This window comes from Sphingomonas sp. Leaf208 (assembly GCF_001421415.1).
Lineage (GTDB): Bacteria > Pseudomonadota > Alphaproteobacteria > Sphingomonadales > Sphingomonadaceae > Sphingomonas.
Genome location: NZ_LMKH01000037.1, coordinates 71,163 through 85,862, shown reverse-complemented (window position 1 = coordinate 85,862; position 14,700 = coordinate 71,163). Strand labels below are relative to the sequence as shown.

At 65.8% G+C, this 14,700-nt stretch carries 16 protein-coding genes; 9 read left to right on the top strand and 7 right to left on the bottom strand.

The window, feature by feature from the left end; all coding sequences use genetic code 11:
• Nucleotides 1-221 precede the first annotated feature (221 nt).
• From mtgA to ASE69_RS19810, 4 genes are read right to left on the bottom strand one after another with little or no spacing between them, the layout of a single operon-like run.
• A complete protein-coding gene (mtgA, locus tag ASE69_RS19825) occupies nt 222-896 on the bottom strand; it encodes a monofunctional biosynthetic peptidoglycan transglycosylase (RefSeq protein ID WP_056490550.1) in 675 nt (224 codons plus the stop codon).
• 9 nt (nt 897-905) lie between these two features.
• Nucleotides 906-2,177: a flavin monoamine oxidase family protein gene (locus ASE69_RS19820; protein ID WP_056490547.1), complete on the bottom strand. Its 1,272-nt coding sequence runs from the start codon at nt 2,175-2,177 to the stop codon at nt 906-908.
• 1 nt (nt 2,178) lies between these two features.
• A complete protein-coding gene (rpoH, locus tag ASE69_RS19815) occupies nt 2,179-3,081 on the bottom strand; it encodes an RNA polymerase sigma factor RpoH (RefSeq protein WP_056048373.1) in 903 nt (300 codons plus the stop codon).
• 57 nt (nt 3,082-3,138) lie between these two features.
• On the bottom strand, nt 3,139-4,086 hold the full coding sequence (locus ASE69_RS19810; RefSeq protein ID WP_056490544.1) for an RluA family pseudouridine synthase: 948 nt from the start codon (nt 4,084-4,086) through the stop codon (nt 3,139-3,141).
• Nucleotides 4,087-4,103: 17 nt separating this feature from the next.
• Between ASE69_RS19810 and ASE69_RS19805 the strand changes: the two genes are divergently transcribed.
• The 8 genes from ASE69_RS19805 to ASE69_RS19770 all read left to right on the top strand — a co-directional run bounded on the left by ASE69_RS19805 (nt 4,104) and on the right by ASE69_RS19770 (nt 11,372).
• Nucleotides 4,104-4,499, top strand: coding sequence for a M67 family metallopeptidase (locus ASE69_RS19805; RefSeq protein ID WP_056490731.1), 396 nt, complete (start codon nt 4,104-4,106; stop codon nt 4,497-4,499).
• A 221-nt stretch (nt 4,500-4,720) separates the two neighbouring features.
• Complete coding sequence (locus tag ASE69_RS19800; protein ID WP_056490542.1) at nt 4,721-5,365, top strand: histidine phosphotransferase family protein; 645 nt, start codon at nt 4,721-4,723, stop codon at nt 5,363-5,365.
• A 75-nt stretch (nt 5,366-5,440) separates the two neighbouring features.
• The gene (locus ASE69_RS19795) at nt 5,441-7,741 is read left to right on the top strand and encodes a chemotaxis protein CheA (protein ID WP_056490539.1); all 2,301 of its coding nucleotides are present in this window, start codon (nt 5,441-5,443) and stop codon (nt 7,739-7,741) included.
• Nucleotides 7,738-8,166, top strand: a complete 429-nt coding sequence (locus ASE69_RS19790; protein ID WP_056490536.1) for a chemotaxis protein CheW — start codon at nt 7,738-7,740, stop codon at nt 8,164-8,166. Before ASE69_RS19795 ends, ASE69_RS19790 begins: the two co-directional genes overlap by 4 nt.
• An 85-nt stretch (nt 8,167-8,251) precedes the next feature.
• The gene (locus ASE69_RS19785; RefSeq protein WP_055878033.1) at nt 8,252-8,617 is read left to right on the top strand and encodes a response regulator; all 366 of its coding nucleotides are present in this window, start codon (nt 8,252-8,254) and stop codon (nt 8,615-8,617) included.
• Nucleotides 8,618-8,630: 13 nt separating this feature from the next.
• Nucleotides 8,631-9,749, top strand: a complete 1,119-nt coding sequence (locus tag ASE69_RS19780; RefSeq protein WP_082453268.1) for a chemotaxis protein CheB — start codon at nt 8,631-8,633, stop codon at nt 9,747-9,749.
• Nucleotides 9,746-10,582 (top strand): CheR family methyltransferase, encoded by an 837-nt coding sequence (locus ASE69_RS19775; RefSeq protein ID WP_082453267.1) that lies wholly within the window; start codon nt 9,746-9,748, stop codon nt 10,580-10,582. The genes ASE69_RS19780 and ASE69_RS19775 overlap by 4 nt, the downstream gene beginning before the upstream one ends.
• Nucleotides 10,583-10,667: 85 nt before the next feature.
• The gene (locus ASE69_RS19770; RefSeq protein ID WP_056490533.1) at nt 10,668-11,372 is read left to right on the top strand and encodes an HPP family protein; all 705 of its coding nucleotides are present in this window, start codon (nt 10,668-10,670) and stop codon (nt 11,370-11,372) included.
• On the opposite strand, the gene ASE69_RS19765 is transcribed toward ASE69_RS19770, so the two are convergent.
• The 3 genes from ASE69_RS19765 to ASE69_RS19755 are packed head-to-tail and all read right to left on the bottom strand — an operon-like array spanning nt 11,369 to nt 12,982.
• Complete coding sequence (locus ASE69_RS19765; protein WP_056490532.1) at nt 11,369-11,818, bottom strand: cytidine deaminase; 450 nt, start codon at nt 11,816-11,818, stop codon at nt 11,369-11,371. The two genes, ASE69_RS19770 and ASE69_RS19765, sit on opposite strands and share 4 nt — an antisense overlap.
• On the bottom strand, nt 11,815-12,492 hold the full coding sequence (locus tag ASE69_RS19760) for a glycoside hydrolase family 25 protein (RefSeq protein ID WP_056490530.1): 678 nt from the start codon (nt 12,490-12,492) through the stop codon (nt 11,815-11,817). The genes ASE69_RS19765 and ASE69_RS19760 overlap by 4 nt, the downstream gene beginning before the upstream one ends.
• Nucleotides 12,493-12,499: 7 nt before the next feature.
• A complete protein-coding gene (locus tag ASE69_RS19755; RefSeq protein WP_056490528.1) occupies nt 12,500-12,982 on the bottom strand; it encodes a UPF0262 family protein in 483 nt (160 codons plus the stop codon).
• Between the two features lie 99 nt (nt 12,983-13,081).
• On the opposite strand from ASE69_RS19755, the gene ASE69_RS19750 reads away from it, so the two are divergent.
• Nucleotides 13,082-14,572, top strand: coding sequence for a replicative DNA helicase (locus ASE69_RS19750; RefSeq protein WP_056063049.1), 1,491 nt, complete (start codon nt 13,082-13,084; stop codon nt 14,570-14,572).
• Nucleotides 14,573-14,700 lie beyond the last annotated feature (128 nt).

Here is a 14,700-nt window from a genome sequence, read left to right as displayed (position 1 = left end):
GACTGTCTCCTTACAAATCGCACCCCCGAGCGTCACAAGCCCGTCATCCCAGCGAAAGCTGGGATATCCCTCGGTGACGCGCAACCTTCGCCACGAGGATACCCCAGCTTTCGCTGGGGTGACGGGTGAGGGGGCGGGTTCGTGAGCAGAACGGAAGCTGACGGTGAGTTCAGCCGCCTCTCACTCCGCCACACGTAATTGATCCGGGGTGGCGGAACGGGTCAGGTTCGCAAGCAGCTGTCCAACCCATCGTTCCGCACAACAGGAACCCGCCGCGACAGCGTATTCCCGTGTTTCCGCACAAAACCGTGCGGATCGATCGCGGCTCGCTTCTTCGGCAACGGTAGCACCGCCGCGATCCGCCCCGCCTCGGTCGGCGACAGTCGCGACGCATCGTGATTGAAATATCGGACCGCCCCGGCGTTCGCGCCGTACGTCCCGATCCCGGTCTCGGCGATGTTGAGATACACCTCCATGATCCGCCGCTTCCCCCACAGCGTCTCGATCAGCACGGTGAAATACGCCTCGAATGCTTTCCGCACATAGCCGCCGCCCTGGAACAGGAACGCGTTCTTCGCGGTCTGCTGGCTGATCGTCGAGCCGCCGCGGATCCGCCCGCCCTGCGCATTGCGCGCCGCCGCGCCCGCCATCGCCTTGAAATCGAAGCCATGATGCGAGCAGAACCGCGAGTCCTCGCCAGCAATCGCCGCGCGCGCCATGTCCGGGTCCATCTCCGACAGCGGCATCCAGTCCTTGGTCACGCCGTGGCCGTTGATGACGTCGCCCATCATCGTCAACGTGAAGGGGACCGGCACGAAGCGGTAGATGCCGACCCACGCGACCGTGATCAGGACGAAGGCGAAGACGATCTTTGCAGCGATGCGGATAAGGCCCATCGCCGCTTCTTATGCGATCGTCGCGGCCTCGCCAATGACTGCACTGGCGGCAGTCACGCCGGTTTCGTACGCGCCGTGTGCTGTCGAGAAATCGAATGGGTGGCAGGCCTCGCCCGCGAAGTGGATGCGGCCGTCGACCGAGGCGGCGAGGATGGCGCGCTGATCGGCCCGGCCGATCCGCGCGTGGCTATAGCTTCCGCCGATATAGGGTTCGTGGCGCCAGCGGGTTGCGGCCAGCGGCGTGAAGCGCTTGCGCCAGTCGCTGCCGAGCAACCCCACCAGTTCATCGATTGCGAACTGCGCGGCGTCGCCATCTTCCAGCATTTCCGCGCAGTCGCCGCCGAAGAAGCTCTCGACGATCGGCCAGCCGAACGGCGACAAGCGGTGGCTGGCGGCGCAAGCGCTGTACGGGTTGCCGACCAGGTGCGCGTTGGTCGGCCATTCGGGCCGGTCGACGTGGAGGAACACCTTGTCCGCTAGGCCGAGCGGGAGGTCCGCGGCGGCGGCGTGCTTGTCGGGGAGCGGCGGATCGAAGACGATCTGCGACTTGGCGAGGACGGTAGTGGGGACGCAGACGATCACGTGGTCCGCCTCGATCGTTCCAGCCGGGGTGTCGAGTTGAAGACAACGACCGCTGCGGTCGATGCGCGTTACCGGGGTCGAGAGGCGGATGTTCAGGCCAGCGGCACGGCTGGCGACGAGTGTGCCGTAGCCTTCCTTGACTGTCCAATTGTCGTCAGTTGCGGCCTCTTCGTAGGCAGCCCAGTCGTGGAGCGAGACTTGCGCGAGGTTCGCGCCATTGGCGTAGCCGGAGATCGCGTCGATCTTAGGGCGCCATTTGTCTTTGGTAGCAATGAAGTCGGAGAGGGGACGATCGGGGCCTGCAAGGGCGGCGAGGGCTAGCTCGTTCCAGTCTTGGTAAGCTGTGGCTGAGGCCGACTGGTCTTCGGGTGGAAAACCGAGGTCCCGCCACTGGGTGCGCCAGTTCGCGTCGGAGCGGTCTACCGTAAAGCCCGTCGCCTCGGCAATTTGAGTCCAAGGATTGCGCTGGGCGGAGTGTAGCCAGCCGCAACCAGCGTCGACATGTACCCCCGCGAAGGCGGGGGTCCTGTCTGGGCCCCCGCCTTCGCGGGGGAACGAGGAGGCGAGGGACAGGCTGTGGGCGCGGCCACCTAGGCGATCATTGGCCTCGACCAACAGCACCTCTTGCCCCGCATCGTGCAGCATTCTTGCCGCGGCAATACCGGCCGCACCGCCGCCGATGACGACGGTGCGCACCATTTTATGCCGCCAGCAGGCGCTTCTCGCCGGCAATCCGCATCATCGCCTTCTGCAGCTTCTCGAACGCACGCACCTCGATCTGCCGCACGCGCTCGCGCGACACGCCGTAGACCTGCGACAGTTCCTCGAGCGTCTTGGGATCGTCGGTCAGGCGACGCTCGGTCAGGATATGCTGCTCACGCTCGTTGAGGTCGTCCATCGCCGACACCAGCATCGAGTGGCGAACGTCCGCCTCCTGCGCATCGGCGACAATCTTGTCCTGCAACGGCGCATCGTCCTGCAGCCAATCCTGCCACTGGCCTTCGCCGTCCTCGCGCATCGGTACGTTGAGAGACGTATCGCCGCCCATCGCCATGCGGCGGTTCATGCTGACGACGTCTGTCTCGGCGACACCGAGGTCGGTCGCGATCTTGGTGACGTGTTCGGGGCGCAGATCGCCGTCCTCGAACGCATCAAGACGGCTCTTCATCCGGCGCAGGTTGAAGAACAGCTTCTTCTGCGCGGCGGTGGTGCCCATCTTCACGAGGCTCCACGAGCGCAGGATATATTCCTGGATCGAGGCACGGATCCACCACATCGCATAGGTCGCGAGCCGGAAGCCGCGCTCTGGCTCGAACTTCTTCACGCCCTGCATCAGGCCGATGTTCCCCTCGGAGATCAGTTCCGACGTCGGCAGCCCGTAGCCGCGATAGCCCATCGCGATCTTCGCCACGAGGCGGAGATGCGAGGTCACCAGCTGCGCCGCAGCCTCGGTGTCGCCATGTTCCTGGAAACGCTTGGCGAGCATGTATTCCTGCTCAGGTTTCAGGAGCGGAAATTTTTTGATCTCGGCAAGATAACGATTGAGACCCGCCTCGCTGCCGAGCGCAGGTATCGTCGCTGGAACGTTGGAGCGGGCTGCCATGGTCGTAATCCCTTTCTGATGACCCCGATTGCCGCAATGCGGCATGGGCTCGATTATCTATACGTGAAGCTGGGTGAACAGTTCCTGCATGTCTGCGGGCATTTCGCTTTCGAACGCCAAAGCGATGCTTTTCACCGGATGGATGAACCCCAGATGCGCCGCGTGCAAGGCCTGCCGGCGGAAACCAAGCGTTTCGAGCAGCGACTTCTGAGCTTGCTTTGTTCTACCATAGACCGGGTCTCCCAACAAGGCGTGGCCGATCGACGCCATGTGCACCCGTACCTGATGCGTGCGGCCCGTCTCTAATCGACACTCGATCAGCGCCGCGTCGCGCAGTGTCTCGATCGTCGAGAAATGGGTCACCGCACGCTTACCGCCCTCGACGATCGCGATCTTCTTGCGGTTCTGCGGACTCCGCGCGAGCGGCGCATTGACCGTGCCGCTTGGCGGCCGCGGGATGCCGCCGACGATCGCCTTGTAGCGGCGGTCGATGCTGTGGTCGTGGAACTGCTTCGCCAAACCTTCGTGCGCGCCGTCGGTCTTGGCGGCGATCATCAGCCCCGAAGTGTCCTTGTCGATGCGGTGGACGATGCCCGGTCGCGCGACGCCGCCAATACCCGACAAATTTCCGGCGCAATGGTGGAGCAGCGCATTGACGAGCGTGCCGTCGAAATTGCCCGCAGCGGGGTGGACGACTAAGCCCGCGGGCTTGTCGATCACGATCAGGTCCTCGTCTTCGTACGCGACGACGAGCGGGATATCCTGCGCTTCGTTGTGCAGCGGGATCGGCGGCGGGATCGCGACGGCGAACACCTGACCGGCCGCGGCCTTCTTCGCCGAATCACGCCATTCGCGACCGTGGAGGGTAACCTGACCCGCGGCGATCAGCCCCTTCAATCGCTCGCGCGACATGTCGGGAAGCACTTCGGCGAGCGCACGATCGAGCCTCCAGCCATCCGTGGCCGGCGTGATCGATGCTTCGATGATGGAAACCCCCCGGTCCATGTCATACTAATGTGGCGATGAGCGTGACGATTTCAAGCGAACTGCTGGAGCGGTTGGTCGCGAAGGCAAATGCGTCGCCAGACGCCGAGGTCTGCGGGCTGCTGTTCGGGGCGGCGGGGCTGATCGAGGCAGCGGAGGCGTGCGCGAACGTGGCGGCGAACACTGCGCGGGCTTTCGAGATCGACCCGGCTGCTTTGTTTGCGGCCCATCGGCGGGCTCGGGGAGGCGAGCTGGCAGTGATCGGGCATTATCATTCGCATCCGTCTGGGCTGCCGGTGCCGTCTCCTCGGGATGCGGCGCAGGCGATGGGGGATGGGGCGGTCTGGGTGATCCTTGGTGGTGGTGAGGCTCGGGCGTGGCGGTCGGCCGAGGTGGGGGCGTTTGTCGAGGAGGCGATCGAGGTCGTTGAGTAGCGCCACCCTTCTTCCCCCCTCCCTGGAAGGGAGGGGCTGGGGGTGGGTTGGCTTCCGCATATCCTGCGGGTGTGGATCAAACGGGCCGACCCACCCCCGACCCCTCCCTTTCAGGGAGGGAGGAAGAAGGGTGGCGGCTTCTACTGTATAGGGTACCGCAAGTTGGCATTGCGCACTTGTCGCCCGCCCGCCACAAGACCTTCCAGAATTAGGGGAATTTCATGACGGTCAGCCCGGTCGATTTCGCGAGCCTGCTCTGTTCGCGCCTGTGTCACGACCTGCTGTCGCCCGTGGGGGCGCTCAACAACGGGCTCGAACTGCTGGCGGACGAGACCGATCCGGCGATGCGCGAGCGCGTCATGGAGTTGCTCGCGGACAGCGCGCGCGCGTCGGCGAGCAAGCTGAAGTTCTTCCGGCTGGCGTTCGGTGCGGCGGGCGGGTTCGGCGAGCTGGTCGATACGCACGAGGCCAGGAACGCGATCGAAGGTCTAGTTGCCGAGAACAAGCGGATCACCTTCGTTTGGGCTGTCGAGACGCCGGCAATGCCGAAGTCCGCGGTGAAAATACTGCTCAACCTAGTCCTCGTGGCAACCGAGTCGCTGGTACGCGGCGGCACGATGGAGGTCGGGGGAGAGGACAATGACGGTCAGCTGGAGATCGTCGTGAAGATCGAGGGCACCCGGATCGTGCTCGACCCGAAGATCCGCCGAACACTGGTCGAGGGGGAGGGCGCGCACACTGTCACGCCGCGCGCGGCGGCTGCGTACATGATCAACACCGTCGTCGCGGAAGCCGGCGGGAAGGTCATCGTATCGGAGCCTGCCGAGGGCATCATGATCTTCGGTGCGGTCTTCAACGCGCGCTGATCCCGTAGAGACGGGCGGGACAACTAACCTCGCCTTAACCTGAAGCATGCATGACGGGCTCGAACGCGGGGCCGCATGGACGATCTGTTACAGGAATTCATTGCCGAGACGCGCGAAACGCTGGAAGCGATTGCCGGCGAGATCGTCGCGTGGGAGTCCGATCCGACCGATCGTGCGCGTCTCGATGCGATCTTCCGCTTCGTCCATACTGTGAAGGGCAGCTGCGGGTTCCTGGATTTGCCGCGGCTGGCCCGGCTCAGTCACGCAGCAGAGGACGTGTTGGCGGCGGTGCGCGACGGCAAGCGGACGCCCGATACCGCGCTGGTCGACGCCGTGCTCGGCATCGTCGACCGGATCGGCGAGATCGTCGAGGCGATCGACGCGGGCGCAACGCTGGACGATTCTACCGAAGACTCGCTGATCGCCGCGCTGGCGCCGGATGCCAAACCCAAGGTCGCGGTCGTTGCTGTGCCGGCGGGGCGGGCGGCCAGCCGCAGCGTCCGGCTCAACGTCGATCTGCTCGATCGGATGATGAGCGGTATGTCCGACATGGTCCTCGCGCGCAACGACCTCGCTCGGCGATTGCGCGATGGTGACGCCGATCCGCAGGTCGAGGCTGCGCTGGAGCGGTTGTCGCTGACGGTCGCCGACATGCGTGACACGGTCACGCGGACGCGCATGCAGAAGGTCGACGCGCTGTTCTCCGCGCTGCCACGGATGGTACGCGATACCAGCGCGGAACTGGGGAAGTCGGTCAACCTCGTCATCGACGGTGCCGATGTCGAACTCGATCGCGAGATGATCGAGCTGATGCGCGATCCGTTGCTCCATGTCATCCGCAACGCGATCGACCACGGTATCGAGACACCCGAGGCGCGTCGGGCCGCGGGCAAGCCCGAGGCGGGGCGGCTTGTCGTGTCCGCGCGGCAATCAGGCAACCAGATCCTCATCGAGATCAGCGACGACGGCCGGGGCATCGACGTCGCGCGGATCGTCGCCAAGGCGGCCGAGCAGAAGCTCCACACCGCGACCGAACTGGCGGCGATGAGCGATACGGCGAAGCTCGACCTGATCTTTGCGCCCGGCCTTTCGAGCCGTGATGTTGTCACCGCGACGTCGGGACGCGGCGTCGGCATGGACGTGGTGCGCGCCAATATCGAGCAGATCGGCGGCCGCATCGTCCTCGTCAACGATCCGGGGAGGGGGCTGCGAATTATCGCGCGCGTCCCGCTGACGCTGTCGATCCTCACGACGCTGATCGTCGAAGTCGGAACGCAGCGTTTCGCGCTCGCACGCCAATCGGTCGAGGAGATCGTGCTGGTGCGCGGCGATCAGGTGCGGATCGAGGCGATCGGCGATGCGGCGGCGGTGCTGGTGCGGGGGCGTCGCATGCCCTTGGTGGCGCTAGCCGGTCTGTTCGGGCTCGGGTCGGAACCGCCGCCGACGCTGGTGATCGTGTCGACCCGCGAAGGTGATTACGCGCTAGGCGTCGACGCCGTGATCGATACCGAGGAACTGGTCGTGAAGCCGGCGTCCCCCGCGATCATGGCGACGGGCGTGTATGCCGGCATGACCTTGCCCGACAATGGCTTGCCGATGCTGCTGCTCGATGCGGCGGGGATCGCGACTGTCGCCGACCTGCGGTTCGCCCCGGTGGCGGTGAACGACGCGGTCGAGGAGGTCGCTGTTCCCGGCATCCCGGCGCTGCTGTTCGACGATCTCGACGGGCAACGACGCGCGATCGCGCTGGCGGTGATCGACCGCGTCGAGCCCGTACCGGTCGACGCGATCCGCCGGACCGCGGGGGCGATGAGACTGACGATAGGCGACGCGATCATCCCGGTTCATGCGGTCGGCGGGTTCGGCGATCGGACCGAGATCGCGGTGCTGCGGCTCACCGACGGCGAGAGCGAGATGGCCTATGCGATCGCCGAAGCAATCGAAATCGTGGCGTTGCCTGCAGATATGGCGCCGGCGCGTCGTGGCGGAACGGATGCAGGCGCTCCGATCGCGGGTGTCGTGCTGATCGCCGGCGAACAGGTCGAAGTGGTCGATCCGCATGCGTTGTTCGCCGGTGAGCCAGTCAAGATCGCGACTCCGCCGCTATGCCTGTTGCAGGTCGACGGGTCGGGCTGGATGGAAACCTTCCTGAAACCTGCGCTGGAGGCCTCGGGCTATCGCTGCGTCACCGCGCTGGCGGCGGGCGAGACGGCGGCGGTCGCGCTGGAGATGGAGGATGCGCCGGTCTCGGCTGCGCACGCGCCAGTAGTGACGCTGCGGCGATCGCGGATGGCGGACGGCGACGATGACCCGAGTGTCTATCGCTATGACCGCCCCGCGCTGATCGCTGCGATCGCCGCGCGGAGGGGATTATGAGCGACCTGTTCCTGATTGCGCATATCGCCGGTCGCGGGGTCGCGATCGACGCGGCGCAAGTCGATTCGGTGGTCGATATCGGCGAGATCGTCGCGGTGCCTCGCGCCGAGGCGTTCGTGCGCGGACTGGCCGCGTTGCGCAGCCGCGTCGTGACCGTGATCGACACGGGGATTGCGCTTGGACTTGCACCTACCCCCGATACGATGCGCCGTGCGGTCATCACGATCGTCGATGGGCATCACTATGCCATCCTGGTCGATTCGGTCGAGGACGTCGCGCCGTTCGTCCGGCTGCCGCTGTCGTCGGGCTTGGCGCTACGTGGCGGCTGGGCGTCGGTTGGTACGGGACTTGTCGAGCGCGATGGTGAGCCCTTGCTGATCATCGATCTCGCTGTCGTCCTGCCGACGTCGCCGCTCGCGGCGTGACGTTTTACGCCGACGTTCCAACGCTTAACTCCCTCCTTACTGTTTGCGATCTAGGACGGTCGCACGATTTCCCGGAAGGCTTTCCATGAAGACCTGTCTTGTCGTCGACGATTCGAAAGTGATCCGAAAAGTCGCGCGTCACATCCTCGAGACACTTGACTTTACCGTCACCGAAGCGTGCGATGGCCGCGAGGCGTTGGCGTCCTGCATGGCGTCGATCCCTGACGTGATCCTGCTCGACTGGAACATGCCCGTGATGAGCGGCATGGATTTTCTCCGCGCGCTACGTGAGGCGGACGTGCCGCGCCGTCCCAAGGTCGTGTTCTGCACCACCGAGAACGGGATGGCGTATATCCGTGCGGCGATCGAGGCGGGCGCTGACGAATATGTGATGAAGCCGTTCGACCGCGATACGCTGGAATCGAAGCTCCAGATCGTCGGCATGGCCTGATCCAGGCCTAGCCGTGACGACCGGGACCCACTCTGCCGAGCGGCATGCGGACCGCCACGGGCTCGACTCAGCCCGGGTCTTGATCGTCGATGATTCGGTGGTCGTCCGTGCGGTGATCGCCAGGCTGATCGATGCGAGCGACCGGTTCTCGGTCGTCGGCGCGGTCGGCAACGTCGCTGCGGCCTTGGCATTCCTGGATCGCGCGACGGTCGACTTCATCCTGCTCGATATCGAGATGCCGGGGATCGACGGGCTCAGCGCGTTGCCCGACCTGATCGCGGCGGGGCAGGGCGCGAAGGTCCTGATCGTGTCGTCCAGCGCGGACGAGGGCGGGGCTACCGCCTTGCGGGCGATGGCACTCGGCGCGGCCGAGACGCTGATCAAGCCATCGACGAGTGCCCTGTCGACGCGGTTTGGTTCGGCACTGGTCAACAAGCTCGAGATGCTGAGCGAGTATCCGGCGCAGGTGCCACCTGCGCTGGTCGTGCGCGCACCCGTCTTGCCCATGCCTCCCGCCGACAAGTCATTGTCGATCCCCCCGGTCTCGACCAGCGACGACTATGACATCGTCGCGATCGGCGCCTCGACCGGCGGCATCCATGCGTTGAGCCAGATGTTCGGTCAGATGCCCGCCGGGTTCCGCCTGCCGATCGTCATCACCCAGCATCTGCCCGCGTCGTTCATGCCGTATTTCGCCGCTCAGATCGCCGTCCTTGCCGGACGCCCGTGCGACGTCGCCGTCGACCGGATGCGGATCCGTCCAGGTCGGATCATCATCGCACCCGGCGACGCGCATCTCAAGGCCGTGAAGCTGTCCGAAGGCGGCGCTGCCTTCCGCCTGACGCACGAGCCTGCGCTTAGCGGTTGCATGCCGTCGGTCGACCCGATGCTGACCTCGCTTGCCGACGTCTATGGTCCTCGCCTGCTTGCGGTCGTGCTCAGCGGCATGGGGCGCGACGGCGCGGAGGGGGCGCGGCGCGTCCACGACAGCGGCGGGTGCGTCGTCGTGCAGGATCGGCAAAGCTCGGTGGTGTGGGGCATGCCGGGGGCTATCGCCGCCTCGGGCATCGCCGACGCCGTGCTGGCCCCCGACGCGATCGGTCGCCTCGCGGCAACGCGACGCCGACCATGACGTCGCGCGCCGCTCCCGCACCCGCCGCGTCGCAGGCCACGATCAACGTCCTCACCGCGTTGCTCGAGGCGCGCACCGGTCAACAGATCGCCGCCTATCGCTCATGGCGGCTCGACACTGCGCTGAAACCGCTGTTGCGCGCGCGCAAACTCGATACGCTCGACCAGTTGGTGACCCAGTTGCTGCAGGGAAGCGATCGTTCGATCGGCGACTCCATCGTCGATGCGCTCGTCAACCAGGAGACGTCGTTCTTCCGCGATGCGCAGGTGTTCGAGATGCTCGCCGAGGCGGTCGCCGACGCCGAGCGTGACGGTCGTCGCCCGCGAATCTGGTGCGCAGGCTGTTCGACCGGTCAGGAGCCGCTCTCGCTCGCGATGCAGTTCGCCGAACGGCGCGAGACAAGTGGCGTCCCCATGCCCGAGATCGTCGCCACCGACGTGTCCGATGCCGCCGTCGCCCGGGCGCGGTCTGGTCGCTTCTCGCAGTTCGAGATCCAGCGCGGCCTGCCGGTGCGTCGCATGATTCGCTGGTTCGACACGACCGGCAGCGACTGGGTGGCGAAGCCCGACCTGCTCGGCATGGTCGCGTTCCGCCGGATGAACCTGGTATCCGACCCAGCGCCGCCCGGACAGTTCGACGTCGTCCTGTGCCGCAACGTGCTGCTGTACCTGTCGACCGACACCAAGGCCGAGGTGTTCCCGAAGATCGCCAAGGCGATGAAGCCGGGCGGCGTGCTGGTGATGGGGGCGGGCGAAACCGTGATCGGCCAGACAAGCGCCTTCGCGCCGAGCAAGCGGTTCCGCGGCTTCTACGAAATGCCCGCGCAGGGGTAATCGGTCCACCTCACGACCGGCCGGTCGCCGTGACTTGCCGGCGATCTCGCCATATGGATCAGGCATCGTCCACCGGGTGTCTCGCATGCGCAAATTCTTCGATCCTATTCTCGCAGGGGGGAACCTCAGGGATCGACTGCGGGCGTGCCTGGGCGCGCTGCTCGGCATCGGCCTGACCAGCGCGATCAGTGCGGCGGTCGTTCACCCGCACGGCGCGTTCCTGCTGATCGCCGCGCCGATGGGCGCCGCGGCCGTCCTCGTGTTCGCGGTACCGGCGAGCCCGCTGGCACAGCCCTGGTCGGTCATCGGCGGGAATATCATCGCCGCGCTGGTCGGGGTCACCGTGAGGATGCTCGTACCGATGCCTGAACTCGCAGCGCCGATCGCGGTCGGCGCGGCGATCCTGATGATGTCGCTGACCCGATCGCTGCATCCGCCCGCGGGTGCGGTCGCGTTGACCGCGGTGGTTGGGGGGCCTGCGGTTATCGACGCGGGCTTCGCGTTCGTGCTGGTCCCGATCGCGCTGAACGCTATCATACTGACGGCGTGCGGAATCCTGTTTCACCGGTTTTCAGGGCATAGCTATCCGCACCGCGTGCCCGTTGCGGCGTCCGTGCCGACCGAAGCCGCGCTCCGGGCCGAAGATCTCGACAAGGCGCTCGCCGATCTCGGCGAAACGCTCGACGTCAGCCGTGAGGACCTCGACCTGTTGTTTGGTCGTGTCGAATATCACGCAGCCCAACGGCGTACGCGAATGGCTAGCAGCGGCCCCTTGGGACGCGCGGCTTAGCTAACCCCCAAGTCCGCCGGGCCGAACGCGTCAGGCAGCAATTCCGATACGACATAGGTGCGGATCGCATCGCCTTCCGCCGCGCCGCAATGCACCGGCAGGTCGCGGCCGCCCATCTGCGCGGCTTCGTTGATGACCTGGCGACAGCGCCCACAGGGACTGACGGGGGACGTGCCCGTCGCGCGGCCGTCCGCATCCATCGCGCCACCGATCACGCCGATCGCGACGATATCGCGCAGCCTGCCCGCCGCGCTCGCGGTGGCGATCGCGACCGTTTCTGCGCACAGCGACAGGCCGTAGCTCGCATTCTCGAAGTTCGCGCCGGTGATCACCGTGCCGTCGTCGAGCAGCACGGCCGCACCGACCGCAAACCGCGAATAGGGCGCGTGGGCATTCTTCGACGCATCGCGTGCTGCCGCCACGAGTTGCATTGCTTGTTCGTTCATGATGCCACCACGTCCCAGTTCACCGGTTCCTCGATCCCGTCGATGCGGCGGAAATCGCTCGCGCGCCACATCCGCCACGGTCGCGCGGTGTAGTCGGGCTTGAGGATATTCTCCACCGCCCATAGCGGCCGCGGGACGGCGTCCGACAGCGTGTATTTCGAGTCCACGGCCTTGCTGATCCGCAACATCACCGGCTGCCGAGTGTGCGTCTCGACCATCGTCACGAACTGCGCGATGCCGGCGATCAGCGTCGCGCGATCCGGCCGTGCGGTGCAGTCGTCGTGGAACGCGATGTCGACCGCGGTCGGCAATGCGTCCGACGTCCGCGGCACGAAGGTGTTGAACGCGTTCGCCTGCTCGTCGGCGCGCTGGCACAGCGAATAGACATGGACGGCGCCGCGACGCAGCCCGGCCTCGGGCAGCGCCGCCCAGTTCGCCTCGAACGCCGGATCGCGGCGGTCGGTGCCCGACGTCGCGACGATATAGGCGAAGTCGGCGCCGCTTGCGCGCACCGTGCCCCATTCGACTGGGCCGGGGTTCTCGGCGAGATCGATGCCCTGCAACGGGTAGTGTTTGACGTCGGGGTGCCATCCGGTGGCCGCGGTCCAGCCGCAGATACCGACAAAGCCGGTCGCGGCCAGCGCGGCTGCGAATTTCAAAAGTGCGTGGGCCATGGGTCTTCTAGTTGCGGATGTGGAGAACGCAGATCAGCGTGAAGAGCCGTCGCGCGGTGTCGAAATCGACCTCGATCTTGCCGTCGAGACGCTCCTTGAGCAACTCGGCGGCCTCGTTGTGGACGCCGCGGCGCGCCATGTCGACCGTCTCGATCTGGGCGGGGGAGGATTGCCTGATCGCCTGGTAATAGCTGTCGCAGATCACGAAATAATCGCGGATCGGGCGGCGGAAGCGCCCGAGCGCGAGCACCAAAGTCTCGAGATGCGTGTCGTCTTCGCGGTGGATATGGATGCCGAGGCGTCCTTCCTCCGACTGGAGCTTGATCTTGTACGGCCCCGCATAGCCGTCGGCATAGGCGCGCTGCGGAGCGAAGTGATTGCCCTCGATCAGGTCGAAGATCGCGATCCGCCGCTCCTGCTCGACGTCGGGCGAGCGCCAGCCGAGACTGGTCTCGTCGAGTTGCACGTCGATGATCCGCGGGTCGGCCATACCGGTTCGATAGCGGGGGACATTCGCCCTGTCACTTATCCCCAGCATTCCGGCGCGAGCGGCTTGGACGAGGACCCATGCATCGCGTAGGTGCAGGGGATGGCAACTCTCGCATTCCCCGTTCCCGCCGTGGCCGAGCCGCAGCAGCTTCCCCGCAACGTCGAGGCCGAGGCCGCGATGCTTGGCGCGATGATGATCGACAACCGGCTCGCGGACGATCTTGTCGACAAGCTCGAACCGGGGCATTTCTTCGAGCCGGTCCACGGGCGCATCTTCGCGGCGATCAAGACGCTGCGTGGCAATGACATGCTGGTAACGCCGGTGACGCTGCGGCCGATGTTCGATGCGGACGAGGGTATGCGCGAGCTTGGCGGGCCGGCGTATCTGGCGGGGCTGACAGGTAGCGGCGCGGGGCTGATCGGTGCGCGCCAGTTCGCGCAGCAGATCTACGACCTCGCCATGCTCCGTGCGCTCGTGTCGGTCGGGCGGACGCTGGTCGATCGCGCGATGGATACCTCCGAGGAGGTCAATCCGCGCGCGCAGATTGAACTGGCCGAGGAGGAGCTGTTCAAGGTTGCGGCCGACGGCGGTTCCGAAAACACGGTGAAGTCGTTCGCGCAGGCGACGACCGCCGCGGTCAAGATGGCCGAGCGCGCGCTGAACTCGGGCGGCAACCTGTCGGGCGTCACTACGGGTATCGATTCGATCAACGCCAAGATCGGCGGCATGCATCACAGCGATCTGATGATCCTGGCCGGCCGTCCGGGCATGGGCAAGACGTCGCTCGCCACCAACATCGCGTTTAACGCCGCGCGACGCTGGATGCGCGACATGGCCGACGGAATCGCCCCGAAGGATTCGGTCGGCGCGAAGGTCGCGTTCTTCTCGCTGGAAATGTCCGCCGATCAGCTCGCGACGCGTATTCTCGCCGAGCAGTCGCAGATCTCGTCGGAATCACTCCGCATGGGCAAGATCAGCCGCACCGAGTTCGCGCAGTTGGCCGCCGCCGCAGCCGAGCTTGAGAATTTGCCGCTGTTCATCGACGATACCGGCGGCCTTTCGATCGGTGCGCTGCATACGCGTGTCCGCCGGTTGCAGCGTCGGCATAACAACGAGATCGGGCTGGTGGTGGTCGATTACCTCCAGCTGTTGTCGGGCTCGGGCAAGAGCAAGGACGGCAACCGCGTCCAGGAAATCTCCGAGATTTCGCGCGGGCTAAAGACCTTGGCGAAGGACCTCAACGTCCCGGTGCTGGCGCTGTCGCAGCTGTCGCGTGCGGTCGAATCGCGTGAAGACAAGACGCCGATGCTGTCGGATCTTCGCGAATCGGGCTCGATCGAGCAGGACGCCGACATGGTCTGGTTCGTCTACCGCGAGGATTACTACGTCGCGTCGAAGGAGCCGAAGCGGCCGGCGGAGGGTGATAGCTCGAAGATTTTCGAGGACCATGCGTCGTGGGCGGCGGAGATGGAGCGCGTCTACGGCTTGGCGGAACTGATCATCGCCAAACAGCGCCACGGCGCGACCGGCAAGGTCCGGATGAAGTTCGATCCGACGATCACCAAGTTCTCGGATCTCGCCGAGTATTGATCTTACCAGGTCCCTCGCCCCTTCGGGGAGAGGGAAGGGGCCCGCGGCTCTTGCCGTGGGAAGGGAGAGGGGAGTGAGGCTCGGGACGGTTGATCCCAACGCCCCTCTCCCTTCCGTCGCTACGCTCC